Below are 25,826 nucleotides of genomic sequence, written 5' to 3'. Positions count from 1 at the left end.
GCGGGGATCTTGTGAGAACGTCTGGTCGTAGGGTGTGCGAGGTCACTGGAGCGCATGGCAACTCTCGGTAGCAGAGGGAGGACAGGACGCCGATATTACCCTGTCTGCGACGACAGCGCCTAGGCCAGCGTGACCGATCCGCCCAGAAAACATCCGACGGGAGCGGCGCCTGCCCCGCCACTGAGGTCGAAACGCACATGGATGTCGGAAGGACAGCCCATCGCCCGCCCCTGATGAACCAGCAGGGAGCCGGCGTGCGCTGCGGCCATGCCGTAGTACAGCAAGCCGAAGGCGAGCGCCGAGGCGGCGATGCCGGTGGCGGCGTCCTCGGGATAGCCTGAGGCTTTGGGAAACTGGCGGGCATCGAACTTGCGCCTGGGCCGGGTCGGCCGCAAACGGATACAAGCCGGTGGAATCGATGCGCTCGCACAAGCGCTCGATGGCGGCCGGATCCGGGCGAGCCGCATCCAGCACGGCGGGATTACGTAGCGGGATCAGGGTCTTGATCCTGCTGGTACAGGCATTGAGGAACGGCAGATCAAGGGCATCCTGCGGGCGCAAGCCCATCGCTGCCAGGATCTCGCTGCGCAACTCGGGGAAGGGCATCTCGACCACGCTGCCCGTCGGCTGCGAGATCTCGACCGAGGTCTCGCCCCCGGGCAGTTCTGCCACGAAGGCCTGTACGCTACCACTCAAGGTCTGGATCGCCAGCGGATTGGCCCCCAGGCGCCCACGCCTGGCCAACAGCCAGACCGCGCCGATGGTGGCGTGACCGCACATGCTCATCTCATGGCGGGGGACGAAGTAACGCAGGCGGAAATCATGCTGACCGGGGTCATCCGGCGAAAAGACGAAGCCGCTTTCGTGGCCATGGGTGCGCGCGATTTCCAGCATGTCCGCCTCATCCAGCCCATCGGCCGAGATGACGATGGGAGCGGGGTTGCCGCCGCCTGCTGCGGAGGTAAAGACCTTGACTACTTCTACATGGTGCATGGGAGGCTGTCATTGCGGAGGTTGGATTGCCTGCAAGGCTGACGCCGAAGGCGGGCCAGCGCTCACGCGATCAGGCCATGCGCGGCGATGATCGGGCCAGCAAGCTGGCCCAGCCCAACCCCTCCCGCGCCCGCCCTCGCCTGCTCATGCATAGCGCGAACCGGTCCCCGACGCCACCCGCAAGGGCCTGTCCAGCTGGCCGATCCAGGCGCCATAGGTCTGGTCGGCCACGATGCGCAAGGCATCGATGTGCGCGTGCAGCTCCTTGAGGATCTGCGCTTCGCTCTGCACCGCCGGCCCATCGGCACGGCATAACTCTGCTCGCCCGCTGGCGCACCAGTTCCGGACACTCTCGGCGGTCACTTCCAGATGTCCCTGGAAAGCCCATTGGCGTCCACGGCAGAAACCCTTGTTCAGGCAGTGGCTGCCGTACATCGTGCGCGTGGCGCCGGCAGGAATGTCGAAGCTGTCGTAGTGCCAGTTGAAGATCGTCGCCTGCCGGGGCAAGCCCATCAGTTGCTGCGCACGCGGGGTCACCCAGATCTGGCTCCAGCCGATGTTCGGACAGACATGGCGACGCACCCGCGCGCCCATGGCCCGCGCCAGCATCTGCGCGCCAAAGCAATGGCCAAGGACCGGCACGTCACGCCGGATGGCGTCCTGCAGCAGGCACAGCTCATCGGCAATCCAGGACTGGCTCTCGTTGACGCTATGATCGCTTCCCAACACGACAATCCCGCTGAAGTCGCTTGCGTCGACTGGCGCAGTCCCCTCGTCGGCGGGATAGATGAGCTGATAGGCAATGCCCTTGTCTTCCAGGTGATCGCGCAGCACACCTGGTCCTTGCGTTGTTTCGTGCTGGAGAATGGCGATGGGCCTCATGGAGTCTTGGCCTGCTCTGGCAAGCCGGTAGTGAAGGAGCCCTCAATCTAGAGGTCGTCACATAAAAACCGGATTCCATTTGAGGTGTTTTGCATAAAAACCGCATAAACAATCAAGCCTGCACAACCCGGCCTGGTGTGGATTTTCGTCCCGCCGCGCGACGAGAAATTTCCAAATGACAACAAGCCGACGGAGGTTGCAGATCGGTCTTCTCAGGAGCTTCCCGATACCGCATTGCGGCTGACACGGATATAAATGCGGGGACTTGATTGGGGATAGACATGCTTAGTGACTACGCCGAGGATATTGCCTCGCGCTATATGCAGTTCATCGGCAGACAGGCCGACCTGGCCGAGCGAGGGGAACTCGTCGGCGACCTGGTGCGTTCGGCCGTGCGAGGCTGCCTCATCGCCATGCAGGCCGCCGGCGCTGAACCGGAGGATGTACGCCTCATCCTCGGTGACCTGATCACCGAACACATCGGGCAACTCCATGTCGGACAAAACAAGGCCCGTTGGGTCCTGGGCGCGGTGCGGCACCACATGGAGTTCCTGCTCTTCCTTGAAGAAAACAACGAGCGGACGAAGGAGCACTGCCATGTCCAGGGGCAGGCATCGGGCCTTCACTAGCCCCTCGAATGCGCCGGCCATCAGGCTTTACCTGACAGAAAAACCCCGAGTTTCAAACAAGACTCATTCTCTTATATTGGACAAATGCTGAGCCATGCCGTCATCGGAGGGTCCGAAGGAAGCAAGCTCGCTTATCCAGTCTAGGAGAATGTATGCCTGCTTTCAGAAACCTGAAAATCGGAACCAAGCTGTCGCTGGGTTTCGCCTCGCTGCTCGTACTGACGGTACTGCTGTCTGTCATCTCGCTGAGCAGCATCCGCTCGCTGACCAATTCGATCAAGGCGGCTGATGCACTCCAGAGCGAGAAACTGGCGCCCCTCTACCAGGCCCGGGAAGCGCTGGACCAGACCGGCATCGCGGCACGCAATGCCTACCTGTTCCACAACGAAACCGACGCGCAAAAGGAACTGGCCATCGTCGACGAGCAAAAGAACCTGTATCTCAAGGCCATCAAGGAACTGGAACCGCAATTTGCCGGCAATGGCGCCTTCGACAAGATGCGCGCAGGACTGCTGCAGATGGCCGAGGAACTCAAACGTCCGCGTATTTACCGCGAGAGCGGCAAGACAGAGGAGTACCGCGAATTCCTGGTCAGGGAGTGCAGCCCGCTGCGACGCCAGATCGTGCTGGACATCGGCAAGGTCATTGCCGACGTCGAAGCCGAGAACAATACCGCACGTGACGATACCGAAGACCTGGCCAAGGCCGCCGCCATCACCGTCACCATGCTCACCGCCATCGTCGCGGCGATCTCGGTCCTGATCGGCATCATGATCACCCGCGGATTGCTGCGCCAGCTTGGTGGCGAACCCTCCTACGCTGCCGACATCGCCCAGCAGATCGCCGCCGGTGACCTGACCTGCGACGTCCAGACCAAGGCCGGTGACAATGGCAGCCTGCTGTTCGCCATCAAGAAGATGCGCGAGAGCCTGGTCTCCATCGTCGGACAGGTACGCCAGGGTACGCATACCATTGAACTGGCTTCCTCCGAGATCGCATCGGGCAACCTGGACCTGTCCTCCCGCACCGAGCAGCAAGCCGGTGCGCTGGCCGAGACCGCCTCGGCGATGGAAGAACTCATGACTACCGTCCAGCAGAATGCCGATAACGCCCGCCAGGCCAGCCAGCTGGCCGTATCTGCCTCGGAAGTGGCCAGCCAGGGGGGCGATGTGGTCAGCCAGGTGGTCAACACCATGGAGGGCATCAACGCCTCCTCGCGCAAGATCGTGGACATCATCACCGTCATTGACGGCATCGCCTTCCAGACCAATATCCTGGCACTCAACGCCGCCGTCGAAGCGGCGCGCGCCGGCGAGCAGGGACGCGGCTTTGCCGTAGTCGCCTCGGAAGTACGCAGCCTGGCGCAACGCAGTGCCACCGCCGCCAAGGAGATCACGGCGCTGATCAACGATTCCGTATCGCAGATCGCGCGCGGCAGCGGCCTGGTCGAGCAAGCCGGGCAGACCATGGAAAATGTCGTGACCAGTGTGCGTCGCGTGACCGACGTGGTAGCCGAGATCTCCCACGCCAGCCAGGAGCAGAGCCACGGCATCACGCAGATCAACACCGCCATCACGCACATGGATGAGGCCACCCAGCAGAACTCCGCCCTGGTGGAAGAAGCGGCCGCGGCGGCCAACTCAATGATGGAGCAAGCCAGCACCCTGGCGGGCCTGGTATCGACCTTCCGTCTGGATGCGAACCAGGAGGCTGCCAGCCAGCAGGCTGTGCGCGCCGTTCAGGTCAAGGCGCCACCGTTCAGGACGATCGCGGCGATGAGCTAGCAAGCCGGAGCAAATCCCGCCAACGATCCAGCCAGGGATCGGGGAACCTGGGCGTCATCGTCATGCATTGAAGTGGGACATGGCCGCTAGGTGGGGATGCCCACCACTTCTACACGGCCATCCCGCAGCACCAGCGCCTGACCATCCTGCAAGGTGCGATAGGCCATGGCGCGCTCCTGGTAATAGCGAATCTCCGCGTCCATGGCAGTCGACTCAGGGTGATCGGAATCGACGTGCACCACCACGGCGAACGGCAGCAGGCCCAGGCCCTCCCACACCACCTCAGGAGCATATCCCGCTGGCACCTCCACCGGATCGCTGGCGCCCGTGAGCGCCCCCAGGGTCGTGGAGGCAATAACGGCTGCGGCGCTGAAACCGGCATAGACGATCTGGTCGCGGCCGAGCAACTCGCTCAACAGGAGATCGCAGCCGCTTTGCCGCATCGCCCGGCGCAGGATGAAGGCATTGCCGCCATTCACCCAGAGCAGATCGATATGCGCCAGCGCATCGCGCAGCCGCTGCGGATGACCGAAGTAGTCCCGCAGATCCAGCTCCCGCACCTGCAAACCCAGGGCGGCCAGCTTGCGCGACTGGCTCTCCAGCCATTGCGCACGCGCGGCCTCCCGGTGATCGAGGGCGTTGACGACAATGGCCGCGCGCGTGCGACCGGCCATCAAGCCAGTGATGTTTTCTGATGCAGAACCGAGATCGTAGGACGACAGATACATGCGCATGAAAGACACCCGTCAATGAGGAAAAAGTTTGCTACCCACACAGCCAGTGGCCCATCAGGCTGCTAGATGGATGACATGATGATACGCGGTGCGAGATCGTGCGGGCCAGCCTTCTGGCAGACGGACATTTTCATCCTGAAGCGAACGGGGCGTTAGAATGTGCCATCCCCAGCCTCTTCCACGCCCATGAAACAATGGCTAGACATCCGCCGCGACCAGGATCATGGCATCAACAGCATCAGCGCCCATTTCCAAGGCCATGCCTACGATCCCCATGACCACGACGAAATGCTGGTCGGTGTCACCCTGCAGGGTGTGCAGCGCTTCCGCTGTGGGCGCTCGCTGCATGTGAGCACGCCCGGCAAGGCCATCCTCATCGAACCCGGCGCCATCCACGATGGCAATGCCCCCGACGCCAGCGGCTTTACCTACGCCATGCTGTACCTGCCGCAAGCGTGGCTGGCACCGACACTGGCCCAGCTTGGCCTGCCGGAGTTCTCCCGGCTGACCGCCTTTCGCCACACCCTCAGCGATGACCGGCAGCTGAGCACTACCATCCACCAGGCCTTCCTGGCGCTGCACGAGGGCCATGGCCGCCTGGCCCGCGACCAGTATCTGGACGCGCTGCTGGTGCGCCTGTCCGGCCATCTCGATCCCACGGGCGCCAACGCCCTCTCGCCGTCGCCGCAGATACAACGGGCGCGCGAGCTGCTGCACGCCGACATGGCCGCCGACATCGGCCTGACCGAACTGGCCAGCCAGAGCGGCATGGACCGCTTCCGCCTGAGCCGCCAGTTCAAGGCGGCCTATGGCTGCGCGCCGCACGCCTACCTGGTGCAACTGCGCCCGCGCGCCGCGCGCCGCCTGCTGGCGCAGGGCAGCACGCCGGCCGAGGTGGCCAGCGAGGTGGGCTTTGCCGACCAGAGCCACCTGGGCCGCTGGTTCCAGCGGGTCTACCGGATCTCGCCGGCAGCCTATCGCCGGGCCTGCACAAACGTTCTAGCGTGAGCCGGGTCGGCTTCCTATCATGGCCGCTTTGCATCCATGACAGGAGTCCCCATGTTCGATACCCGCATCGCCATTCTCGTGCGTGATGATCTGCCGATGTGGCAACGCCTCAACGTCACCGCCTTCCTGGCCACCGGCATCGCCGGCGCCGCGCCCGACGCCATGGGCGCGCCCTATGTGGACGCCACCGGGCATCGCTACGCCAGCCTGTGCGGCCAGCCCATCCTCATCTTCGCATCGTCCCTGGAGGGATTGCAGGCAGCGCGACGCATCGGCGTGGAACGTGACATGCTGATGGCGCCCTATGTGTTCCCCATGTTCTCGACCGGCCATGACGAGGCCAACCGGCAAGCCTTCCTGGCCGAGGATGTGGACAACATGGATCTGGTCGGACTGGCCCTGCGCGGCAGCAAGAAGGCCATCGACAAGGCGACCAAGGGCTTGCGTCTGCATCCCTGAGGTCCATGCCCTGAGCCGCAACGTGCAGCACCCGGCAAGCCATGGCCGCGCTGGCTGCAGCGGCCGACCAGGAGCGCTGAACAGCGGCGGCCCAAAACAAAACCGGCCCTTGCGAGGCCGGTTCAGTCGGTTCAGGCGATACTGCGTACTGCTCAGCCAGCCTGCTTGGCGTCCTGGATGGATTGTTCCAGTTCGATCAGCGATTCGATGGCAGCGATGAGCATGCCGATACGGTGACGGCGGTAAATCAGGCGTTTTCTCGAGCGGTTGTTCATGTTTTCTCCTACGACCAGCACCATGCTGGCTCTTGCAATGACAAAGCCGCGTCGGGCGCGGCGGGACTTGTTCTGGCGATGGCCGCGATTATAGCCGACCTGGCCGCCTCCAGCCCCCTGCAGTGTCGTCACCTCACCACAAGGGCAGGTCGGGCTTGCTAGAATCGCAACCAGCCCCCTCCCCCATCAACGTTTGTACAAGGCAACATCGACATGGCCGATTCCGGTGATATCCGCTTCCTGCTGGCCATCCGCGACAGCGGCAGCCTGCTGGGCGCGGCGCGCAAGCTGGGCGTGACGCCCTCGGCGGTGACGCAGCGCCTGCAGGGGCTGGAGAAGTTGCTGGCGCTCCGCCTGGTCGATCGCAGCGCGCGCCGGCTGTGCCTGACTACCGAGGGCGAGCTGCTGTGCCGTCGCGGCGGTGAACTGGTGCAACAGTTCGACGCCCTCTTCGAGGACTTGCAGCAGCAGCGCCAGGCGCTGGCCGGCAGCCTGAAGATCAATGCGCCGCTGGGCTTCGGCCGGCGCTACCTGACCGGCATCATCGCCGATTTCCAGCAAGCCCATCCCGACATCGACATTGCCCTGACGCTGTCGGACCAGCCGCTGGCCGAGACCATCGCCCGCTTTGACGTGGTGGTGCATATCGGTGAGCTACGCCTGTCCAACCTGGTCGGCCATGCACTGGCCCCCAATGCGCGCTTGCTGTGCGCCTCGCCATCGTTCATCCGGCGCCATGGCATGCCGGCCTCGCCGGAGGCACTGGCACAGTTACCCTGCATCGTGCTCAATGAAAACAATGAAGACGTCTCGCTCTGGCATTTTCGCCGTGGCCAGGTCAGCCGCAGCGTGCGGGTGTCCTCGCGGCTGAGCTGCAATGACGGCGAGGTGATCCGGCGCTGGGCCTGCGCCGGGCGCGGCATCATCCTGCGCTCCGAATGGGATGTGGCCGACGACCTGGCCGCCGGCCGGCTGGTGCGTTTGCTGCCGGGCTGGAAGGCACCGGATGCCAATGTCATCGCGCTGACCCATGACCGGGCCGGGCTGCCGGCGCGCATCCGGCATTTCACGCAGTTCCTGCAGGAGCACTTCAGGCCGGTGCCGCCCTGGAGAAAATGAACGGTATTTGTTTAGCCAGACTAAATCCAAGAGTTAGCCAGGCTAAATCCAAACCGGAATGGTCGCACCTATAATCGGCGCATCCTGTTTTCATCTTTCATCCTTCCTCCGGACTGGCTTGAGGCCGTCAACTACCATCATGAACCTGAGCACCGTGGACACCCCGGCGGCGGTCATCGACCTGCCGCGCATGCAACACAATATCGCCAGGATGCAAACCCACCTGGATAGCCTGGGCGTGCATTTCCGCCCGCACGTCAAGACCACCAAGTGCATGGAGGTCACCCGCGCGCAGCTGGCGGCGGGGGCGTGCGGCATCACGGTCTCCACCCTCAAGGAAGCCGAGCAGTTCTTCCAGGCCGGCGTGCAGGACATCCTCTATGCCGTCACCATCGATCCCGCCAAGCTGCCGCGCGCGCTGGCGCTGATCCGGCAGGGCTGCCGGCTGCAACTGGTGGTCGACAATCCCGCGGCAGCCCAGGCGCTGGCAACATTCGGCCGCACACACGAGCAGGTCTTCGATGTCATGATCGAGGTCGATACCGACGGTCACCGCTCCGGCATCGGCCCCGAGCAGGACCTGCTGCTGGAAGTGGCGGGCCTGCTGCATCATGGCGGCGCCCGGGTGGCCGGGGTGATGACCCATGCCGGCTCCAGCTACGAGCTCGATACGCCAGAGGCGCTGGCCGCGCTGGCCGAGCAGGAGCGCGCCCTGTGCGTACGCGCCGCCGAGCGCATCCGCGCTGCCGGCTTCCCCTGCGACACGGTCAGCGTGGGTTCCACCCCGACCGCGCTGGCCGCCACGCACCTGGAGGGCGTGACCGAGGTGCGCGCCGGGGTCTATGTGTTCTTCGATCTGGTGATGCATAACGTCGGCGTCTGCCGCAGCGACGACATTGCGCTCAGCGTCCTGACCACCGTGATCGGCCACCAGCCCGAGAAGGGCTGGGCCATCGTCGATGCGGGATGGATGGCGATGAGCCGCGATCGCGGCACCGCCAGGCAAGCGCGGGATTTCGGCTATGGCCTGCCCTGCGCGCTGACCGGTGAGCCACTGGAGGGCCTCGTGCTCAGTGGCGCCAACCAGGAGCACGGCATCCTCTCGTCCCTGGCCACGGCGGCTGGCGCGGCACCGGAGGATATCGTCACGCGCCTGCCCATCGGCACCCGGCTGCGCATCCTGCCCAACCATGCCTGTGCCACGGGAGCGCAGTATCCGTATTATCATGCGCTCTCGCCAGAGGGCGAGTTGACACAATGGGGACGTTTCCATGGATGGTAAGACAAGTACATTGACCCGCCCGGGCGGCCACTACAGCCACTTCACCGAGGCTGCCGGCCTGGTATTCATCTCCGGCCAGTTGCCCATCACGGCCACCGGCGAGAAGCTGGCCGATGCCAGCTTCGATGAGCAGGCGCTGCAGGTGCTGGACAATGTCGGCCGGGTGTTGCAGGCGGCCGGTTGCCGGCTGGATGACCTGGTACAGGTACGCATCTATCTCGACGATATCGAGAACTGGCCGCGCTTCAATGAACTCTACGCGCAATGGCTGGGCGAGCACCGCCCGGCGCGCGCCATCGTACCGACGCCGCCGTTGCACTATGGCTTCAAGATCGAGGTGGAGGCCGTGGCCAGGGCTGGCGCCTGAGCGGGTGCGGCCTTGCGTCGCACCGATTGTCTTGGCCGGTGTTATGGCCGATAATCGCGGGCATGAACGATACCGCACAACGCCCCGCCTTCCCCGACCGCCTCTCGGTCGATCCGCGCAGCCCGCATTACAATGCCGCCGTGTTCGAACACGATGTCGGCATCCGTCTCAATGACAAGGAATTCACCAATGTCGGTGAATATTGCATCAGCGAAGGCTGGATCAAGATTCCTGCCGGCAAGGCACTGGATCGCCGTGGCCAGCCCATGATGACCAAGCTCAAGGGACGGGTCGAACCCTTCTATCGCTGACCTGCCGTCGGCATTTCCTCAAGAGAACCAGGCCCGCATGACGGGCCTTTTTTCCGGGCGGCATTTCTCATGGCGTGGCCGCCAGCTGTTGCGCCCGCCAGTCCCTGGCCGAGACCCCGTTGGCCTGCTTGAACTTGCGCACGAAATGGCTCTGGTCGTGGAAGCCGATGGCATTGGCAATCTCGGCGATGGAGAGTGCGCTGCCGGCCAGCAAGGTCCGGGCGCGTTGCAGGCGTATGCGCGTGATCCATTCGCACAGGGTATGGCCGGTGCTGGCCTTGAAGACGCGACTGAAGCAGCTGCCCGACATATGGCAGAGGCTGGCCAATGTCGCCACGGCAATATTTTCCGACAGGTGTTCCTCGATGTAAGTCTTCACCAGGCGTTCCTGCTCGGCAGTCAAGTGGCGGTAACGCGGGCGGGATGGCGGGATCTGTCGGTTCACGCGGGAGGTTCTTTCTCAGTCGGCCGTGGCGGGGCCCTATCTTGCCACAGCCGGCTTACCTGAGCCTGGGCTTGTCGTCGCCCACGGCCGGGTCGATGCGCAGGTCGGTCTCGAAGCTCTGCAGGATGGCGCGCAGCTCGCCGCGCTTTTGCATCAGCTCCAGCTGGGCATTGATGCGCGGCAGGTACTTGACGCAGGGGCTGGTCTTGCTCAGGGCGATGTAGTTGTCGGTTTCACTGACGAAAGGGCGCAGGGGCGTGAAGCGATCCGCCTGGCCGCTCTGGTTCAGATAGATGACGCCGCTGTAGTAGCCCGTGATCAGGTAGTCGATCCGCCCGGAGTCGAGCTTGGTGAAGTTCATGTAGGCCTTCTGCGCCGTCTCGATCGTCAGGTTGTCGCGCATGAATTCATCAAAGCCGCCACCGAACTGGTTGCCCAGCGTGATGGCGCCGCGCTTGCCGACCAGGTCCTTCCAGCCGGCAAACGGGAAGCGCCGGTCGCGCGCGACAAAAATGGCGATGGGATTGGGAAACAGCGGCACCGAGGTGAAGGCCAGATACTGCTGGCGCTCGGGCGTGTTCTTCAGCGAGGCGATCATGGCCACCTCACCGCTCTCGGCTTCGCTGAGCACCCGGTGGAAGGGGCCGACGTAGCGCACCTCAAAGGGAATGTCGAGCGCTGTCAGCGCCCGCGTGGCAATCTCGATGCTGGCGCCGGTAAGGCGCTTGCCATCGTACCAGTGCAGGGGCGCATAGTCGGAGTCAGCCGAGACCACCAGCTTGTTGCATTCGGCGGCACCCGCCGCAGGCGACATCGTCACCGCAGTCACTGCCGCTACCGTGGCCAGCAGGCAGGTCGGGAAAAAATTCTGCATGAAGTCTCCCGCATCGTTTTACTTTGTTTTCCGGTTCAGCATAACCCGGTTACGGTCCGGCCCCCAAATGAATTTCTCGTCAGTGACGAGCAACCGGCTTTTTTGCGACAACGGCCCGGAAACACTGGTCACCTGACAAATCCGGCGCAATGCCGGTGAGGAAATATCTGGTAACGAAGCCTGTGTCCGCTGTCAGCATCCAGTCTGACAGGCGCGCTCCCGAAGATTGACGCAACGGTGAGCGGCTTGGCGACGCGCTATCCCTTGCTGCGAGGGAGCGACGCACCGATGAGCCCGGCGCTGCGCAGGCCGGGAGCCGGCCAGGAGCACGGTGCGCAACGGCACGGGCAGCCAGTTCTTCTGTCGGAGATGCGCGAATGCGCTGACAGGAACATGCAGTCATCGCCGACTGCCACCCGGCCCGGCGCTTCCTATGATGACTCCACGTTTGCGCAGATCGCGCAACGGCTATCCAAGGATAAAGGAGAACAGCCATGACCAAGACCATCCTCGGCGCCGCCATCCTGGCCACCGCCACCCTCGCCAGCGGCGCCTATGCGCAGTCCTACGACCAGGGCGGCACCGGCATGCAGGCGCCCCCGCAGCAGCAGTACGACTCCTCGCCCGCGCAGCCGCAGTATTACAACTACCAGGGCGAGCAGACCAGCCCACCGGCCGGCTACCAGGAAAGCGGACAGAACGGCCAGTACATGGATCACAAGGGCTATGAGATGCCCAGCGGACGCCCCAACAACTACGCCCGCGAACTGAAGGACGGCCCGATGGGTACCTCGCCGGGCGCCTGATCGCTGACGTCCCACGTCCTCCCCGCCCCGGCGCATGCGCCGGGGCTTTTTCATGACCGGGCAGGCGCTTCCTGCATGCCGTAGAATCGCGCTTTTGCCGTGGCGCATGGGATGCGCCGGCATCCCTTCCTGGTCTGGCAATGAATCATCATGAAATCGGCCGTGGCATCGGCCTGTCCGTAGTCGCCTCGGCACTGTTCGCTTTCCTCTCCGGCTATACCCGGCTCCTGGCACCGCTCGATGGCAGCGACATCTTCGCCTGGCGCATCCTGGGCACCGCCCTGGTAGCACTGGCCCTGATCGCCTGGCGCGGCCAGCTGGCGCAGCTGTGCCAGGCCCTGCGGCAATTGCTGGGCAGCCCTTCGCGCTGCCTGCTGCTGGTCACCATGGCGGCCCTGCTCGGTTTCCAGCAATGGCTCTTCCTGTGGGGCTCGGTCAATGGCCGGGCGCTGGAGGTATCGCTGGGCTACTTCCTGCTGCCGCTGTCGATGGTGCTGGTGGGCCGTTTCTACTATGGCGAGCGCATGGACCTGCTGCAACGGCTGGCCGTGCTGTTCGCCTGTGTGGGCGTAGCACACGAACTGTGGATGACGCGCGCCTTTTCCTGGCCGACCCTGGCGGTGGCCCTGGGGTATCCCCCCTACTTCATCCTGCGCCGGCGCATCCGTCTCGACTCCCTGATGATCTTCGTGACCGAGCTGCTGGTGCTGGCACCGCTGGCCTTGCTGATGCTGGGCATGGACGGTTCGGCCATGGCCACGCTGCAAAGGCCCTCCATGGTGCTGCTGCTGGCCGGGCTGAGCATCATCAGCATGGTGGCGCTGACCTCCTATCTGCGTGCCAGCAAGCTGCTGCCCATGGGTCTGTTCGGCATCCTCGGTTACGTCGAGCCGGTGCTGCTGGTGCTGGTAGCCATGGCCGTCCTGGGAGAAACTCTACAATCCTCGCAGCTGGGGACCTATGCGCCGATCTGGCTGTCGGTCGCGCTGACGGCCTTGCACAGCGTCAAGCTGATGCGACGTCAGGCCACCTGAGGCCCGCCCCTCGCGCCGGCACCTAGCGCCCGAATTGGACGGTTTTTCACGAACTAATCTTGCCCAGCTACGCCGCGGCTTCTCCCTATACTGAAAGAGAGGACGGCAGCGCCATCGACAACGCTGCCCGAGGGGGGAGACAAGCATGCGGCCGATACTGGCAAAAGCCGGGCAAGTCGCGCGCCATTCGCTGGCGCGCCGCGCCAGGCTGTTCGTGATCCTGATCTGTGCCGCCATCGCCAGCGGCCACATCTGGCAAAGCTGGGAGGCCAGGCAGGCGCACCTGGAGAGCGCACGCATCTATTCCGGCAACATCGCCAAGGCGCTGGCGCGCCATGCCTATGACGTCTTCCAGGCCACCGACGGCCTGCTGCTTGACGTGGGCGACCGGATCAATACCGTCGGCATCCACAGCACCCAGCTCACGCAGCTGTTGCCGGTCCTGCGTCGCCTGTCCGCCGAGATGCCGCAACTTGACGGGCTCTACGTCTACGATGCCGAGGGCAACCGGGTCGTCAGCTCCTCGCCCCCCAGGATCGCCGGCGCCAACAACAGCGACCGCGATTACTTCATCTACCATCGCGACCACACCGATCCTCGTCCACTCATCGGCAAGGCACTCATCAGCCGCAGCACCGGTCACTGGATCATCCCGATGTCGCGCCGCCTCAATCATCCCGATGGCAGCTTTGCCGGTGTCCTGCTGGCCACCCTGGAAGTGGAGCACTTCAACGAACTGTACCGCACCGTCGATATCGGCCACGGCGGCTCCATAGCCCTGATGCTGCGCCAGGGTACCCTGCTGACCCGCTTGCCCTTCGACAGCACCTTCGTCAACCGCGACTTCAGCGATGGCAAGGTCTTCAAGGATCTGCTGCCGGTAAGCCCGAGCGGCTATCTCGAGACGGTCTCGCGCCTGGATGGCGTGGAGCGCTACCTGTCCTACCAGGCCGTGGAAAAATATCCGCTGGTACTGGTGGTGACGCTGGCGCGCGACGAGGCCATGGCCGAATGGCGGCAACAGACCGTGGTCTATGGTGTCGCCGTGTTGCTGTTGCTGATGATCATCGGCCTGTTCGGCTGGCGCATGATCGGCCAGATCGACCTGCGCCTGGCTGCGGAGGTCAAGCTCCTGCAGGCCATGCGCGAACTGCAGCAGGCCAACCACCGGCTGGAGATGCTGGTCCATCAGGATGGCCTCACCGGGCTGGCCAACCGGCGTCATCTCGATACCGTACTGGAGAGCGAATACCGGCGCGCCATGCGCAGCGGCCGCGCCCTCTCGGTGGTGATGATCGATGTCGATTTCTTCAAGCAGTACAACGATCTCTACGGCCACCAGGCTGGCGATGAATGCCTGCGACGGGTGTCGGGAGTGCTGCGGGACAGGCAGCGCCGTCCGGGCGATCTGGCAGCGCGCTATGGTGGCGAGGAAATGCTGATGCTGCTGCCCGACACCGATGCGGCAGGCGCCTTCGCGGTGGCCGAGAAGATCCGGGCCGGCATCCAGGCGCTGGACATTGCCCATCGTGGCAACCCGGTGGGCGTGGTGACGGTCAGCGGCGGGGTCTGCGCGCTCGAACTGCTGGCGCCGCAAGACATCTCGGTGGAGCAATTGCTGGGCAGCGCCGATGCGGCGCTCTATGAAGCCAAGCATGGCGGGCGCAACCAGGTGAGACTGGCAGCACCCGGCAAAACGGCGCCCGCAGGCGCCGTCCAGACAGGCACTGAGCAGGAGAAAGGCTAGCCCTCCTCCTGATCTCCTGGCTTATTGCTGGTGATACGAAGTCACGCGATCGACTTCATTCTTCGAGCCCAGGAACACGGCCACGCGCTGGTGCAGCTTTTCCGGCTGGATGTCGAGGATGCGCTGCTGGCCATCGGTGGCGGCGCCGCCCGCCTGTTCGACGATGAAGGCCATCGGATTGGCTTCGTACATCAGGCGCAGCTTGCCGGGCTTGTTGGGTTCGCGGGCGTCGGCCGGGTACATGAAGATGCCGCCGCGGTTGAGGATGCGATGCACGTCGGCCACCATGGAGGCGATCCAGCGCATGTTGAAGTCCTTGGCGCGCGGACCGGTGACGCCCTCCAGCATTTCATCCACATAGCGCTTGACCGGCGGGAACCAGTGACGCTGGTTGGAGGCGTTGATGGCGAATTCCTTGGTGTCTTCGGGAATCTTGATGTCCTTCTGGGTCAGCACCCAGGCGCCCATCTCGCGGTCCAGCGTGAAGCAGTGCACGCCGTCGCCGGTGGTCAGCACCAGCACGGTCTGCGGGCCATAGACGGCATAGCCGGCGGCGACCTGCTTGGTGCCAGGCTGCATGAAGTCCTGCTCGCTGGGTTCGGTCATGCCTTCGGGGGCCTTGAGCACCGAGAAGATGGTGCCGATGGAGACGTTGACGTCGATGTTGGAGGAGCCGTCCAGCGGATCGAACATCAGCAGGTATTCGCCCTTGGGATAGCGGTTGGGGATGCGGTGGATGGTCTCCATTTCCTCGGAGGCCATGGCCGCCAGGTGACCGCCCCATTCATTGGCTTCCAGCAGGATCTCGTTGGAGATCACGTCCAGCTTCTTCTGCACTTCGCCCTGCACGTTCTCGCTGCCGGCGCTGCCCAGCACCTCGCCCAGCGCGCCCTTGCCAACGGCGTGCGAGATCGACTTGCAGGCGCGACCGACGACTTCGATCAACAGGCGCAGCTCGGACGGGATCTTGTTGTGCAGGCGTTGCTGCTCGATCAGGTGTTGGGTCAGGCTGATGCGTTTCATGGTGGTCTTCCTTGTTTATAAATATATAAAAAATATGAGAATCAGTTGGCCAGCGCCTTGCTGATGACTTCCAAGACATCGCGCGAGAGCTTGGGCGCGGCGGCCACCTGTTGCAGGGCCAGGCGCATCTTTTCCTGCAGGGCCGGCGTGTACTTGCGCCAGCGGTCCAGGCTGCGCGCCAGGCGTGCGGCCACTTGCGGATTGCTGGCGTTGAGCGCGATGACCTGCTCGGCCCAGAAGCTGTAGCCGTTGCCATCCAGGGCATGGAAGGCCGAGGGATTGCCGTTGCAGAAGCTGAAGATCAGGCTGCGCGCGCGGTTCGGGTTCTTCAGCGTGAAGGCCGGGTGCTCGCCCAGCGTACGCACGGTGTTGACGTCGGCATCGCGGGCCGTGGCCTGCAGGCTGAACCATTTGTCGATGACCAGGGCTTCCTGCTCGAACTCGGTGTAGAAGCGCTGCAGCGCCTCGCTCTTGCCCGGCGCGGCACTGTTGAGGACGGCCGCCAGCGCAGCCAGGCGGTCGGTCATGTTGTTGGCATCGGCATCCTGCTGCTGCGCCAGCGCCATGGCCTCGGCATCATCGAGCTCGGCCAGGTAGGACAGGGCCACGTTCTTCAGCGCACGGCGGCCGGAGGCTGCGGCATCAGGGCTGTAGTCGCCCGGGGTCTGGTTGGCCTGATAGGCCGCCAGCAGGTCCTCGCGCAGTTCGCGCGCCAGCGAGCGGCGCAGGAACTGGCGTGCCACGTGGATGGCATGCGGATCGATGACTTCCATCTGCTCGGCGATCATGGTTTCCGAGGGCAGGGTCAGTGCCAGCTCGCGGAAGGCCGGATCCAGCGTGGCATCCCTGAGCGTGGCGCGCAGCGCTTCGGCCAGGGCGCCGTCGTGCTCGATGTTGCTGAGCACCGTATCCACCGCCACCACATGACCCGACTGGCGCGCAGCCTGCACGGCCACGGTGAGGCTCAGCAGGCGACGCATGGCCAGGCGCTGGCCGGCTTCCCAGCGGTTGAAGGCATCGCTGTCGTGGGCCATCAGGAAGGCCAGATCGGCATCGCTGTATTCGAACTGCAGCACCACCGGCGCGGAGAAACCACGCAGCAGCGACGGCACCGGCTTTTCGGCCACGTTGGTGAAGCTGAAGCTCTGCTTGCTCTTGGTCAGTTCCAGCACGCGGGTGGTGGCACCGGCCTTCTTCTCGCCTTCCAGCGTCAGCGGCAGGTCGCGGCCCCGGGCGTCCAGCAGGCCCACGGCCACGGGGATGTGGAAGGGCTGCTTCTTCTTTTGTCCTGGCGTTGCCGGGCAGCTTTGCTCCAGCGTCAGGGTCAGGGTCTTGCGCTTGGCGTCGTAGTCCATGCGGGCCTGGACCTGGGGCGTACCGGCCTGGCTGTACCAGCGCTCGAACTGCGACAGGTCGCGGCCATTGGCGTCGGCCATGGCGGCGCGGAAGTCGTCGCAGGCCACGGCCTGGCCGTCATGGCGCTTGAAGTAGAGATCCATGCCCTTGCGGAAGCCTTCGCGGCCCAGCAGGGTCTGGTACATGCGCACCACTTCGGCACCCTTTTCGTACACGGTGACGGTGTAGAAATTGTTGATCTCGACGTAGGAGTCGGGACGCACCGGATGCGCCATCGGGCCGGCATCCTCCGGGAACTGCGCCTGGCGCAGCACGCGCACGTCATCGATGCGCTTGACGGCGCGACCACTGTCGCTGCCGATCATGTCGGCCGAGAATTCCTGGTCGCGGAAGACGGTCAGGCCTTCCTTCAGGGAGAGCTGGAACCAGTCGCGGCAGGTGACGCGGTTGCCGGTCCAGTTGTGGAAATACTCGTGACCGACCACCGCTTCGATGTTGGCGAAATCGACATCGGTGGCGATGCGCGGATTGGCCAGCACGTACTTGGTGTTGAAGATGTTCAAGCCCTTGTTTTCCATGGCGCCCATGTTGAAGTCACCCACGGCGACGATCATGAAGCGGTCCAGGTCGAGGTCCAGGCCGAAGCGCTCGACGTCCCAGGTGATGCTGTTCTTGAGCGAATCCATGGCGTGCTGGGTCTTGTCCAGATTGCCGTCTTCCACCCATACCTGCAGCAGCGCATCGCGGCCCGAATGCAGGCGCACCGTTTCTTCCTGGCAGACCAGCTGGCCGGCCACCAGGGCGAACAGGTAGGAGGGCTTCTTGAACGGATCTTCCCACTTGGCATAGTGACGGCCGTCAGGCAGCTCGCCCTCTTCGACCAGGTTGCCGTTGGAGAGCAGCACCGGATAGCGGGCCTTGTCGGCACGCAGCATCACGGTGAATTTCGCCATCACGTCCGGGCGATCGGGAAAATAGGTGATCTTGCGGAAGCCCTCGGCTTCGCACTGGGTGAAGAAATTGCCGTTGGAGACATACAGGCCCATCAGCGAGGTATTGCGCTCGGGATGGATCAGGGTCTCGATTTCAAGTTCGGCCTTGGCCGGAGCGGCGGGGATGGTCAGTACGCCAGCGGCCAGGCGGAAATCGCCCCGGGCCTCGGAGAGCGTCTTGCCGTTCACGCGCAGGGCCACCAGTTCCAGCTCCTCGCCGAAGAGCACGAGGTCGCGGCCCTTGGCGGCCGGGTTACGGGTCATGGTGATGCGGGTGGCCACGCGGGTGGCCGCCGGGTCGAGGTCGAAGCCCATCTCGACGGTGTCGGCCAGGTAATTGGGAGCGGCGTAGTCTTTACGGTAGATCGTCTGGGGCGTATCGGTGCGCATGGAAGCCTGTCCGGGATAGGAAATGGAGATGAAAACGCAGGTAAAAAGCGGTTATAGCGGGTTATAGCGGGTTATAGCGGGTTATAGCGAGTTATAGCGCGTTATGGCAAATGCGCGCACGCTGCAAAAGAAAAGCTCAAATGCAGCAAAGCCCCGATTTTACCAATCATCCCGCCGGGCGCGGATGGAAATCAGCCCGACGGCTCCTTGACAGACCTGTTCATGCGGCGATGGTTCGCTGTGACCGCTGGCGACGGCGCCGCACTACCGCACTACAATAGCGACATGGCGCCGTGCGCCAGAATGGGGCAGCAGGTGCAAACGGCAGCAAACGGGAGCAAACGGGATAAAACAACCCGCCCGACGGTCCTACCCTGCGCACGCCGCCCCTTTCCCAACCACAGGCAGCCCAGCCCGACGCCCGGATGGCCTTTTTGACTGGAGTATCTTCATGAAACGCTGGCTCTACCCCTTCCTCGCGGCTGCCAGCCTGCTGCTGTCCGGCTGCGCCTCGGTCATCGAGAGCAATGTCACGTCCTTCCATGCCTGGCCGCCGCAGGCAGCGGGGCGCGCCTATGTGTTTGCCCCCACCCCCGATCAGCAGAACAACCTGGAATATGACAACTACACCGGCCTGATCCGCCAGGAGCTGCAAGTCCTGGGATTTACCGAAGCCCAGGACCGCCAGGCGGCCCAGTTGAGCGTCAATGTCAGCTATGGCATGAGTACCGAGCAGGTGGTAGTGACCCGCCCGGCCTATGATCCCTTCTTCTATGGACCGCCACCAGGCTGGGGCCGCTTCGGGCCACATCCCTATGGTTTCTACGGCCCCTACGGTCCCTATGGCCCTTTCTATGATCCCTTCTGGAACGGCGGCCCCATGCAGACCACCAGCTATCCGGTGTTCCTGCGCCGGCTGCAGATCGGTATCTCGTCGGTGGCCGATGGCAAGAAGCTCTTCGACGTGGTGGTCGACAGCGATGGCAACCGCGCCGGCCTGTCCGCCGCCATGCCCTATATGGTGCGCGCGGCGTTTTCCGGCTTCCCCGGCCCCAGCGGGGTGACGCGGCATATCTCGATGAAGGTGGGCAAGAACGGCCAGCCGGCCGACTGAGCGCGCTCAGTTCAGGAAGCGGCCACCGCTGCCGATGGCGGTCAGGTCGACGAAATCCGAGCCATTGTGGTTGCCGCGCCTGAAATGCAGGGAAAACCCGCCGCCGTCATAGTTCTCGGGCGTGATCGTCTCCAGCGCCCTGATCAGGCCGTCGCGGCTGAGATTGCGTCCGGCCCGCCGCAGGCCCTCCGTCAGCGCACGCGCGGCGATATAGCCTTCCAGGCCGACGAAGTTGCAGGCCGCGCCGGGGGTATGCGCGACCGCCTTCTGGTATTCGTAGACGATGGGCAGGCTGGCCTTGTTGGGAAAGGGCACCACCTGCGTGATCTCTATCCCCGCCCCGCCCTGCCGGATGCGCGCCGCCAGCGACACGCTGCCCACGAAGGAATAGTTGGAAAAGCCGCCCAGGTAGCCATCCCCGCGCATGCGCGAGATCAGCGCGGCGGCAGGCTGGTAGGACACCACCAGGATCACCACATCGGGCTTCATCTTCAGCAATGCCTCGGCCGCTGCCTGCACGTCCACGCTGTTGCGCTCGATGGCGGCGCTCCCCACCAGCGTGAGTCCGTAGCTCAGCGCACGCTGGCGCAGGGTATCGAGCATGCTCTTGCCCAGTTCGTCGTTCTGGTAGAACACCGCGACCTTGCGGCGCCCGGTGCCCTGCAGCTGGCGCAGCAGGAAATTGGTTTCCTGCGCGTAGCTGGCGCGGACATGGAAGATCTGGCGATTGAAGGGTTCGCGGAAGACCGCCGCTCCCGACAGCGGCGCAAACACCGGAATACCCGATTCCTTGATGGCCGGCATTGCCGCCAGCAGCGTGGGAGTCCCCGAAAAGCCGAACAGCGCAAACACCCGGTCGCGCCAGACCAGTTGCTGGGTATTGGCCAATGTGCGCTCGGGTTCGTAGCGATCGTCCAGGCTCAGCAGGCGCACACGACGTCCGTGCACGCCGCCACGGGCATTGAGTTCTGAAAAATAGGTCTGGGCGCCGACCAGGAAATCCCTGCCCACTTCTGCTGCCGGGCCTGAAAAAGGCGCCGATTGGCCCAGCAACACTTCGGTCTGGCTCACGCCGGTTTCTGCCGCCGACGCCCCCGCCAGCAAGGCAATGACCATGCCCAGGCAGACTCGCAGCCTGGCGTGCGAACTCCATCCCATCTCCCTCTCCCGCCAAAAAAGTTCACCCCTGCTGCGCCATCGGGAAGCACTTCCACACGATGGGCACCAGGGGTGCATTTGACGGCCAAGCAGGAAGAAAATGCGCCATTGGCGCATTTTTGGCGGCAATTACCGATAACTTGCGAGAGTCACCCCGAAGTAATTCGACTTCATCTAAGAAAAATAGGCTTCGCTGGCAAAGGTGATGACCACGATCAGCAGCACCGCGCTGATCAGCACCACCAGCAGGCGGCCGAACTTGGGTGTGCCATCGCTACCGCTGGCCTGCTCCGGCGGATGGTGCATCGGATTACCCTGCCCGCTGTCGTGTTGTGGCTTGTCCATGGCGGCTCCGTGGGGCGATCAGGGAACCAGGATGGTGGAGCCGGTGGTCTTGCGACCTTCCAGATCGGCATGGGCCTGGGCCACGTCCTTCAAGGCATAGCGCTGGTTGATCTCGATGCTGACCTGGCCGCTCTCGACCATGGCGAACAGGTCGGCCGCCGTGGCGTCGAGTTCGGCGCGGGTGGAGGTGTAGTTGCCCAGCGAGGGACGGGTCAGGAACAGCGAGCCGCGCGAGGCCAGCTCGGAGACCGCGAACGGCGCTGCCGGTCCGGAGGCATTGCCGAAGCTGACCATCATGCCGCGCGGGCGCAGGCAATCCAGCGAGCCGATGAAGGTGTCGCGGCCGATGGAGTCATAGACCACCTGGACGCCACGACCACCGGTGATGTCCTTGACGCGTTCGACGAAGTTCTCGGTCTTGTAGTTGATGACGTGGGTGGCGCCATGGGCCTTGGCCAGCGCGGCTTTTTCATCGCTGCTGACGGTGCCGATCAGGTTCACGCCCAGGGCACGCGCCCACTGGCAGGCGATCAGGCCGATGCCGCCGGCGGCAGCGTGGAACAGGATGGTGTCGCCCGGCTGGACCGCATAGGTCTGGCGCAGCAGATATTGCACGGTCATGCCCTGCAGCATCATGGCGGCGGCCGTGTCGAAGCTGATGGCGTCGGGCAGCTTGACCAGGATGTCGGCCGGCATCACGCGCGCTTCGGCGTACGATCCATTGGGACGGCCGGCATAGGCCACCCGGTCCCCCACCTTGAAGTCGCTCACACCAGCGCCCACGGCTTCGATGGTGCCGGCGGCTTCCTGGCCCAGGCCGGCTGGCAGTGGTTGCGGATACAGGCCGGAACGGAAATAGCAGTCGATGAAGTTCAGCCCCACCGCCGCATGGCGGATGCGGACCTCGCCGGGGCCGGGCTCGCCGACCTCGACGTCGACATATTCCATCACCTCGGGGCCGCCGGTCTTGCTGATGCGGATTGCTTTTGCCATCTGGGTCTCCTTGTTGTCGGGTTCGCGCTGGGCGCAATGCGGGGAAATTCGTCAGTGGGGCAGTATAGAACGCCTCAGGTCTTCTTGCGCGAGAGCAGCCACATCCCGGCCAGCACCAGCGAAGTCCCCAGCAACTGGATGCCGGTGATGGGTTCGTCCAGCAGCACGGCCCCCATGAACAGCGTCGAGACCGGTCCCACCAGTCCGGCCTGGGCCGCCGTGGGCGCGCCGATGCGGGCCACCGCGACCATCGTCAGGAACACCGGCAGCACGGTACAGAAGACGGCATTGAAGAGCGAGAGCTGATAGACGCCGGCAGCCTGGGTGAACAGTTCGCCGGGACTGCGCAGCACGAAGAACTGGATCACGCAGGCCACGCTGGAGACGCACATGGCATAGGCCACCAGTCGCACCGCCCCCACGCGACGCACCAGCTCGCCCGAGGAAATCAGGTAGATCGAATAGCTGAAGGCCGAGCCCAGCACCAGCAGGCTGCCCAGGATGACATCGCTGCCGCCGGCATGCAGGTCATGCTGCAATACCAGCACGGTGCCGAAGTAGGACACCAGCAGCGCTGCCCATTCGATCCAGCCGACCTTGCGCTTGAAGAAGAAAAAGGCGATCAGCATCACGAAGGAAGGCGTCAGGAACAGGATCAACCGCTCCAGCCCGGCCGAGATGTACTGCAGGCCGAGGAAGTCGAGAAAGCTCGACAGGTAGTAGCCCATCAGGCCCAGCACCAGGATGCGCAGGTAGTCGGCGCGCGCCAGCGGCGGCTGGGTGCGGGCTTTCCAGACGGCCACGACAGCGAACATGGGGAAGGAAAACACCATGCGCAGGGTGATGACCATGACCGCATCGACCTGATAGCGGTACATCAGCTTGGCCACGATGGCCTTGGCGGAGAAGAAGATGGCGCCGACGATGGCGAGGACAAGTCCGCCCAGGAAGGCCTGGCGCGGCACGGAATGGGGAGTGGCAGCGATCATGGCCGCGATTGTAAACCGTCCGCCGGCATGGTGCCGGGGACGGTCGCTTCGGTAGCGATCAGGAGCGCATCAGCGCTTCTTCATCAGCGAACCCAGCACGCCGCGGATGATCTCGCGCCCGACCTGGGAACCGATGCTGCGGGCGGCCGACTTGACCATGGCTTGCAGGGGCGAATCGCTGCGACGGCTACCGCCACCATTGCCGAAGATGCCGCCGGCGGCATCCTTGAGCAGGTCACCCAGGCCGCCGCCCTCCTCCTGTGTCGTCTGCGGCGCAGGCGCACTCGCGGGCGGCATGCGGCTGCCGCCCGTGGGGCGTGGTGCCGGCGCCGGAGCCGGCGCGCTGCGACCGGCCGAGGCGCCCCAGGCATTGTCGTCCGCCGGGGCCGGAGTCGGTTCGGTGGCGGCCGGGGCAGACGGCGCCGGCTGTGGCTGGGGTTGTGGCTGTTGCGCCGCCCGGCCCTTGAGGCGCTCGTAGGCCGACTCGCGATCGATTGCCTGTTCATAGACCCCGGCCACCAGCGAGGAAGCGATCAGGGCGCGCCGCTCGTCGGCACTCAGCGGGCCGATCTGCGAAGGCGGCGTCAGGATGTAGCCGCGCTCGACCACGTTGGGTCGGCCCTTCTCGTCCAGGAAGGACACCAGGGCCTCACCCACGCCCAGCTCGGTGATGGCCTGGGCGGTATTGAGCTGGGGATTGGGCCGGAAAGTCTCGGCGGCGGCGGTGACGGCCTTCTGGTCGCGCGGGGTGTAGGCACGCAGAGCGTGCTGCACGCGGTTGCCCAGCTGGCCGAGTACGGTGTCGGGGATATCCAGCGGATTCTGGGTCACGAAATACACGCCCACGCCCTTGGAGCGGATCAGGCGCACCACCTGTTCGATCTTCTGCAGCAGCGGCTTGGGGGCTTCGTCGAAGAGCAGGTGGGCCTCGTCGAAGAAGAAGACCATCTTGGGCTTGTCCAGGTCGCCCACTTCGGGCAGGTGCTCGAACAGCTCCGAGAGCATCCACAGCAGGAAGGTCGAATACAGGCGCGGCGCGTTCATGAGCTTGTCGGCCGCCAGGATGTTGATGATGCCACGCCCCTGGCCGTCGGTCTGCATCCAGTCGGCGATGTCGAGCATGGGCTCGCCGAAGAAGCGGTCACCGCCCTGCTCGTCGATGCCGATCAGGCCGCGCTGGATGGCGCCGATGCTGGCCGCCGAGATGTTGCCGTATTCGGTCTTGAACTGCGCCGCGTTCTCGCCCACGTGCTGCAGCATGGCGCGCAGGTCCTTGGTATCGAGCAGCAGCAGGCCGTTGTCGTCGGCGATCTTGAACACCAGCTGCAGCACGCCCTGCTGGGTATCGTTGAGGTTGAGCATGCGCGCCAGCATCAGCGGACCCATGTCGGAGATGGTGGCCCGCACCGGATGGCCCTGCTCGCCGAAGACATCCCAGAAGGCCACCGGCGCGGCGGCCCAGGCTGGCTCGGGCAAACCCAGTTGGGCCAGGCGCTCGCGGGTCTTGGGCGAGGCGCTGCCGGCCTTGCCCAGACCCGACAGGTCGCCCTTGACATCGGCCATGAAGACCGGCACGCCGATCTCCGAGAGGGCCTGGGCCAGTACCTGCAGGGTCACGGTCTTGCCGGTGCCGGTGGCGCCGGTGATGCAGCCGTGGCGGTTGGCCAGTTGCGGCAGCAGGCAGAGTTGCCCGCCAGAATGGCCGCACTCAACGGCGATGGGAAGTGGATTAATCATGTCGGCAAGCCTCGCAAGGCGGAAATCACGGGGTAGCGGTATGGTAAAATGCCCGCCCGATTATAGTCAGAACGTGGCAGCAGACGTCCATCTTATGGGACCTGCCTGTGCTTTGTCCTCTTCTGCACCGATTCGTTGCCGGCGGCGCCCGTCTTCGTGGCCCGCCCCCGGACGGGCGCAGCGGGGCGCAACGGGACGCTCTGGCCTCACCATCTCGCACGAAAGATTCAACATGGCTGGACACAGCAAATGGGCCAATATTCAGCACCGTAAAGGCCGTCAGGATGAAAGGCGTGGTCGTATCTGGACGCGTCTGATCAAGGAAATCACCGTGGCTGCCCGCATGGGCGGCGGCGATCCGGACGCCAACCCGCGCCTGCGCCTGGCGGTGGACCGTGCCTCCGACGCCAACATGCCCAAGGACAACGTGACCCGCGCCATCCAGCGCGGCACCGGCGCCCTGGACGGCGTGAACTACGAGGAAGTGCGCTACGAAGGCTACGGCATCAACGGCGCTGCCATCATCGTCGATTGCATGACCGACAACCGCGTGCGTACCGTGGCCGAAGTGCGCCATGCCTTCTCCAAGTTCGGTGGCAACATGGGTACGGAAGGTTCTGTGGCCTTCATGTTCAAGCATTGCGGCCAGCTGATGTACGCCCCCGGCACCGATGAGAACGCCGTCATGGAAGCGGCCCTGGAAGCCGGTGCCGACGACGTCATCACCGACGAGGAAGGCGGCATCGAAGTGCTGACCGGCCCGCATGACTTCGCGGCCGTGAAGAGCGCCATGGAAGCCGCCGGTTTCAAGGCCGAAGTCGCCGAGATCACCATGAAGCCCGCGACCGAGACCGTGTTTGCCGGCGAGGATGGCGTGAAGATGCAGAAATTGCTGGATGCACTGGAGAACCTGGACGATACCCAGGAGCTCTATACCAACGCCGTGATCGAAGAATAATTGCCCCGAATCGCCACTTTTA

The 25,826-nt window shown here is 64.3% G+C and carries 26 protein-coding genes; 13 read left to right on the top strand and 13 right to left on the bottom strand.

What is annotated here, in order from left to right:
- Positions 1 to 42: 42 nt before the first annotated feature.
- Complete coding sequence (locus ACIPHN_RS23325; protein ID WP_400440839.1) at positions 43 to 993, bottom strand: PhzF family phenazine biosynthesis protein; 951 nt, start codon at positions 991 to 993, stop codon at positions 43 to 45.
- Between the two features lie 144 nt (positions 994 to 1,137).
- Entirely contained in the window at positions 1,138 to 1,875 is a 738-nt protein-coding gene (locus tag ACIPHN_RS23320; RefSeq protein WP_400440836.1) for a type 1 glutamine amidotransferase, read from the bottom strand.
- A 281-nt stretch (positions 1,876 to 2,156) separates the two neighbouring features.
- On the opposite strand from ACIPHN_RS23320, the gene ACIPHN_RS23315 reads away from it, so the two are divergent.
- Both ACIPHN_RS23315 and ACIPHN_RS23310 read left to right on the top strand, forming a co-directional pair.
- Positions 2,157 to 2,504, top strand: coding sequence for a hypothetical protein (locus ACIPHN_RS23315; protein WP_400440833.1), 348 nt, complete (start codon positions 2,157 to 2,159; stop codon positions 2,502 to 2,504).
- A 152-nt stretch (positions 2,505 to 2,656) separates the two neighbouring features.
- Positions 2,657 to 4,288 carry a methyl-accepting chemotaxis protein gene (locus ACIPHN_RS23310; RefSeq protein ID WP_400440830.1) on the top strand — a complete coding sequence of 544 codons (1,632 nt, stop codon included), beginning with the start codon at positions 2,657 to 2,659 and terminating at the stop codon, positions 4,286 to 4,288.
- A gap of 86 nt (positions 4,289 to 4,374) precedes the next feature.
- On the opposite strand, the gene ACIPHN_RS23305 is transcribed toward ACIPHN_RS23310, so the two are convergent.
- Positions 4,375 to 5,022 (bottom strand): Type 1 glutamine amidotransferase-like domain-containing protein, encoded by a 648-nt coding sequence (locus tag ACIPHN_RS23305; RefSeq protein ID WP_400440828.1) that lies wholly within the window; start codon positions 5,020 to 5,022, stop codon positions 4,375 to 4,377.
- Between the two features lie 186 nt (positions 5,023 to 5,208).
- Between ACIPHN_RS23305 and ACIPHN_RS23300 the strand changes: the two genes are divergently transcribed.
- A complete protein-coding gene (locus ACIPHN_RS23300) occupies positions 5,209 to 6,030 on the top strand; it encodes an AraC family ligand binding domain-containing protein (RefSeq protein WP_400440825.1) in 822 nt (273 codons plus the stop codon).
- Between the two features lie 51 nt (positions 6,031 to 6,081).
- Positions 6,082 to 6,489 (top strand): DUF2000 family protein, encoded by a 408-nt coding sequence (locus ACIPHN_RS23295; protein ID WP_400440822.1) that lies wholly within the window; start codon positions 6,082 to 6,084, stop codon positions 6,487 to 6,489.
- 152 nt (positions 6,490 to 6,641) lie between these two features.
- On the opposite strand, the gene ACIPHN_RS23290 is transcribed toward ACIPHN_RS23295, so the two are convergent.
- Positions 6,642 to 6,764, bottom strand: a complete 123-nt coding sequence (locus ACIPHN_RS23290) for a hypothetical protein (protein ID WP_255562930.1) — start codon at positions 6,762 to 6,764, stop codon at positions 6,642 to 6,644.
- 213 nt (positions 6,765 to 6,977) lie between these two features.
- Here ACIPHN_RS23290 and ACIPHN_RS23285 point away from each other — a divergent pair, with 213 nt between their 5' ends.
- The 4 genes from ACIPHN_RS23285 (at position 6,978) to ACIPHN_RS23270 (ending at position 9,843) form a co-directional block, all read left to right on the top strand.
- Positions 6,978 to 7,883 (top strand): LysR family transcriptional regulator, encoded by a 906-nt coding sequence (locus ACIPHN_RS23285; RefSeq protein WP_400440821.1) that lies wholly within the window; start codon positions 6,978 to 6,980, stop codon positions 7,881 to 7,883.
- Between the two features lie 139 nt (positions 7,884 to 8,022).
- Entirely contained in the window at positions 8,023 to 9,165 is a 1,143-nt protein-coding gene (locus tag ACIPHN_RS23280) for a DSD1 family PLP-dependent enzyme (RefSeq protein WP_400440819.1), read from the top strand.
- Positions 9,155 to 9,532: a RidA family protein gene (locus ACIPHN_RS23275; protein ID WP_400440816.1), complete on the top strand. Its 378-nt coding sequence runs from the start codon at positions 9,155 to 9,157 to the stop codon at positions 9,530 to 9,532. Before ACIPHN_RS23280 ends, ACIPHN_RS23275 begins: the two co-directional genes overlap by 11 nt.
- Positions 9,533 to 9,594: 62 nt before the next feature.
- A complete protein-coding gene (locus tag ACIPHN_RS23270) occupies positions 9,595 to 9,843 on the top strand; it encodes a DUF3297 family protein (protein ID WP_400440813.1) in 249 nt (82 codons plus the stop codon).
- 67 nt (positions 9,844 to 9,910) lie between these two features.
- Here ACIPHN_RS23270 and ACIPHN_RS23265 read toward each other — a convergent pair whose 3' ends face one another.
- Both ACIPHN_RS23265 and ACIPHN_RS23260 read right to left on the bottom strand, forming a co-directional pair.
- Entirely contained in the window at positions 9,911 to 10,222 is a 312-nt protein-coding gene (locus tag ACIPHN_RS23265; RefSeq protein WP_400440810.1) for a helix-turn-helix domain-containing protein, read from the bottom strand.
- Between the two features lie 121 nt (positions 10,223 to 10,343).
- A complete protein-coding gene (locus ACIPHN_RS23260; RefSeq protein ID WP_400440807.1) occupies positions 10,344 to 11,162 on the bottom strand; it encodes a substrate-binding periplasmic protein in 819 nt (272 codons plus the stop codon).
- A gap of 494 nt (positions 11,163 to 11,656) precedes the next feature.
- Between ACIPHN_RS23260 and ACIPHN_RS23255 the strand changes: the two genes are divergently transcribed.
- From ACIPHN_RS23255 to ACIPHN_RS23245, 3 genes are all read left to right on the top strand, one after another.
- Positions 11,657 to 11,968 carry a hypothetical protein gene (locus ACIPHN_RS23255; protein WP_400440805.1) on the top strand — a complete coding sequence of 104 codons (312 nt, stop codon included), beginning with the start codon at positions 11,657 to 11,659 and terminating at the stop codon, positions 11,966 to 11,968.
- A gap of 140 nt (positions 11,969 to 12,108) precedes the next feature.
- Positions 12,109 to 13,002, top strand: a complete 894-nt coding sequence (gene rarD, locus ACIPHN_RS23250) for an EamA family transporter RarD (protein ID WP_400440802.1) — start codon at positions 12,109 to 12,111, stop codon at positions 13,000 to 13,002.
- A gap of 145 nt (positions 13,003 to 13,147) precedes the next feature.
- On the top strand, positions 13,148 to 14,749 hold the full coding sequence (locus tag ACIPHN_RS23245; RefSeq protein ID WP_400440799.1) for a diguanylate cyclase: 1,602 nt from the start codon (positions 13,148 to 13,150) through the stop codon (positions 14,747 to 14,749).
- 21 nt (positions 14,750 to 14,770) lie between these two features.
- Here the strand turns inward: ACIPHN_RS23245 and ACIPHN_RS23240 are convergent, their stop codons facing one another.
- Positions 14,771 to 15,772, bottom strand: a complete 1,002-nt coding sequence (locus ACIPHN_RS23240) for a class 1 fructose-bisphosphatase (protein ID WP_400440797.1) — start codon at positions 15,770 to 15,772, stop codon at positions 14,771 to 14,773.
- Positions 15,773 to 15,813: 41 nt separating this feature from the next.
- Complete coding sequence (pepN, locus tag ACIPHN_RS23235; RefSeq protein WP_400440794.1) at positions 15,814 to 18,510, bottom strand: aminopeptidase N; 2,697 nt, start codon at positions 18,508 to 18,510, stop codon at positions 15,814 to 15,816.
- Between the two features lie 451 nt (positions 18,511 to 18,961).
- Between pepN and ACIPHN_RS23230 the strand changes: the two genes are divergently transcribed.
- Positions 18,962 to 19,624 (top strand): DUF4136 domain-containing protein, encoded by a 663-nt coding sequence (locus tag ACIPHN_RS23230; RefSeq protein WP_400440791.1) that lies wholly within the window; start codon positions 18,962 to 18,964, stop codon positions 19,622 to 19,624.
- Between the two features lie 6 nt (positions 19,625 to 19,630).
- Here the strand turns inward: ACIPHN_RS23230 and ACIPHN_RS23225 are convergent, their stop codons facing one another.
- The 5 genes from ACIPHN_RS23225 to ACIPHN_RS23205 all read right to left on the bottom strand — a co-directional run bounded on the left by ACIPHN_RS23225 (position 19,631) and on the right by ACIPHN_RS23205 (position 24,846).
- Positions 19,631 to 20,782 (bottom strand): ABC transporter substrate-binding protein, encoded by a 1,152-nt coding sequence (locus tag ACIPHN_RS23225; RefSeq protein WP_400440788.1) that lies wholly within the window; start codon positions 20,780 to 20,782, stop codon positions 19,631 to 19,633.
- Between the two features lie 174 nt (positions 20,783 to 20,956).
- Entirely contained in the window at positions 20,957 to 21,127 is a 171-nt protein-coding gene (locus tag ACIPHN_RS23220; RefSeq protein ID WP_400440785.1) for a hypothetical protein, read from the bottom strand.
- A gap of 18 nt (positions 21,128 to 21,145) precedes the next feature.
- The gene (locus ACIPHN_RS23215; RefSeq protein WP_400440782.1) at positions 21,146 to 22,120 is read right to left on the bottom strand and encodes a quinone oxidoreductase family protein; all 975 of its coding nucleotides are present in this window, start codon (positions 22,118 to 22,120) and stop codon (positions 21,146 to 21,148) included.
- Between the two features lie 74 nt (positions 22,121 to 22,194).
- Complete coding sequence (locus tag ACIPHN_RS23210; RefSeq protein ID WP_400440779.1) at positions 22,195 to 23,109, bottom strand: DMT family transporter; 915 nt, start codon at positions 23,107 to 23,109, stop codon at positions 22,195 to 22,197.
- A gap of 69 nt (positions 23,110 to 23,178) precedes the next feature.
- A complete protein-coding gene (locus ACIPHN_RS23205; RefSeq protein WP_400440776.1) occupies positions 23,179 to 24,846 on the bottom strand; it encodes a helicase HerA-like C-terminal domain-containing protein in 1,668 nt (555 codons plus the stop codon).
- 232 nt (positions 24,847 to 25,078) lie between these two features.
- Between ACIPHN_RS23205 and ACIPHN_RS23200 the strand changes: the two genes are divergently transcribed.
- Entirely contained in the window at positions 25,079 to 25,804 is a 726-nt protein-coding gene (locus ACIPHN_RS23200; protein ID WP_400440773.1) for a YebC/PmpR family DNA-binding transcriptional regulator, read from the top strand.
- Positions 25,805 to 25,826 lie beyond the last annotated feature (22 nt).

The sequence above is a fragment of the Herbaspirillum sp. NPDC087042 genome, from assembly GCF_044745245.1.
In the GTDB taxonomy this organism is placed as follows: domain Bacteria; phylum Pseudomonadota; class Gammaproteobacteria; order Burkholderiales; family Burkholderiaceae_D; genus Herbaspirillum.
Note: the sequence above shows the minus strand (reverse complement) of the source record. Positions and strands in the feature narration are given on the sequence as shown.

Bases quoted from the DNA above. Each gene is read 5' to 3' on its own strand.
- ACIPHN_RS23225 (WP_400440788.1), bottom strand. From the start codon at position 20,782: ATGGGATGGAGTTCGCACGCCAGGCTGCGAGTCTGCCTGGGCATGGTC.
- ACIPHN_RS23215 (WP_400440782.1), bottom strand. From the start codon at position 22,120: ATGGCAAAAGCAATCCGCATCAGCAAGACCGGCGGCCCCGAGGTGATG.
- ACIPHN_RS23310 (WP_400440830.1), top strand. From the start codon at position 2,657: ATGCCTGCTTTCAGAAACCTGAAAATCGGAACCAAGCTGTCGCTGGGT.
- ACIPHN_RS23305 (WP_400440828.1), bottom strand. From the start codon at position 5,022: ATGCGCATGTATCTGTCGTCCTACGATCTCGGTTCTGCATCAGAAAAC.
- pepN (WP_400440794.1), bottom strand. From the start codon at position 18,510: ATGCGCACCGATACGCCCCAGACGATCTACCGTAAAGACTACGCCGCT.
- ACIPHN_RS23205 (WP_400440776.1), bottom strand. From the start codon at position 24,846: ATGATTAATCCACTTCCCATCGCCGTTGAGTGCGGCCATTCTGGCGGG.
- ACIPHN_RS23240 (WP_400440797.1), bottom strand. From the start codon at position 15,772: ATGAAACGCATCAGCCTGACCCAACACCTGATCGAGCAGCAACGCCTG.
- ACIPHN_RS23300 (WP_400440825.1), top strand. From the start codon at position 5,209: ATGAAACAATGGCTAGACATCCGCCGCGACCAGGATCATGGCATCAAC.
- ACIPHN_RS23290 (WP_255562930.1), bottom strand. From the start codon at position 6,764: ATGAACAACCGCTCGAGAAAACGCCTGATTTACCGCCGTCACCGTATC.
- ACIPHN_RS23220 (WP_400440785.1), bottom strand. From the start codon at position 21,127: ATGGACAAGCCACAACACGACAGCGGGCAGGGTAATCCGATGCACCAT.
- ACIPHN_RS23280 (WP_400440819.1), top strand. From the start codon at position 8,023: ATGAACCTGAGCACCGTGGACACCCCGGCGGCGGTCATCGACCTGCCG.
- ACIPHN_RS23230 (WP_400440791.1), top strand. From the start codon at position 18,962: ATGAAACGCTGGCTCTACCCCTTCCTCGCGGCTGCCAGCCTGCTGCTG.
- ACIPHN_RS23275 (WP_400440816.1), top strand. From the start codon at position 9,155: ATGGATGGTAAGACAAGTACATTGACCCGCCCGGGCGGCCACTACAGC.
- ACIPHN_RS23200 (WP_400440773.1), top strand. From the start codon at position 25,079: ATGGCTGGACACAGCAAATGGGCCAATATTCAGCACCGTAAAGGCCGT.
- ACIPHN_RS23260 (WP_400440807.1), bottom strand. From the start codon at position 11,162: ATGCAGAATTTTTTCCCGACCTGCCTGCTGGCCACGGTAGCGGCAGTG.
- ACIPHN_RS23210 (WP_400440779.1), bottom strand. From the start codon at position 23,109: ATGATCGCTGCCACTCCCCATTCCGTGCCGCGCCAGGCCTTCCTGGGC.
- ACIPHN_RS23285 (WP_400440821.1), top strand. From the start codon at position 6,978: ATGGCCGATTCCGGTGATATCCGCTTCCTGCTGGCCATCCGCGACAGC.
- ACIPHN_RS23255 (WP_400440805.1), top strand. From the start codon at position 11,657: ATGACCAAGACCATCCTCGGCGCCGCCATCCTGGCCACCGCCACCCTC.
- ACIPHN_RS23295 (WP_400440822.1), top strand. From the start codon at position 6,082: ATGTTCGATACCCGCATCGCCATTCTCGTGCGTGATGATCTGCCGATG.
- ACIPHN_RS23270 (WP_400440813.1), top strand. From the start codon at position 9,595: ATGAACGATACCGCACAACGCCCCGCCTTCCCCGACCGCCTCTCGGTC.
- ACIPHN_RS23320 (WP_400440836.1), bottom strand. From the start codon at position 1,875: ATGAGGCCCATCGCCATTCTCCAGCACGAAACAACGCAAGGACCAGGT.
- ACIPHN_RS23245 (WP_400440799.1), top strand. From the start codon at position 13,148: ATGCGGCCGATACTGGCAAAAGCCGGGCAAGTCGCGCGCCATTCGCTG.
- ACIPHN_RS23325 (WP_400440839.1), bottom strand. From the start codon at position 993: ATGCACCATGTAGAAGTAGTCAAGGTCTTTACCTCCGCAGCAGGCGGC.
- rarD (WP_400440802.1), top strand. From the start codon at position 12,109: ATGAATCATCATGAAATCGGCCGTGGCATCGGCCTGTCCGTAGTCGCC.
- ACIPHN_RS23315 (WP_400440833.1), top strand. From the start codon at position 2,157: ATGCTTAGTGACTACGCCGAGGATATTGCCTCGCGCTATATGCAGTTC.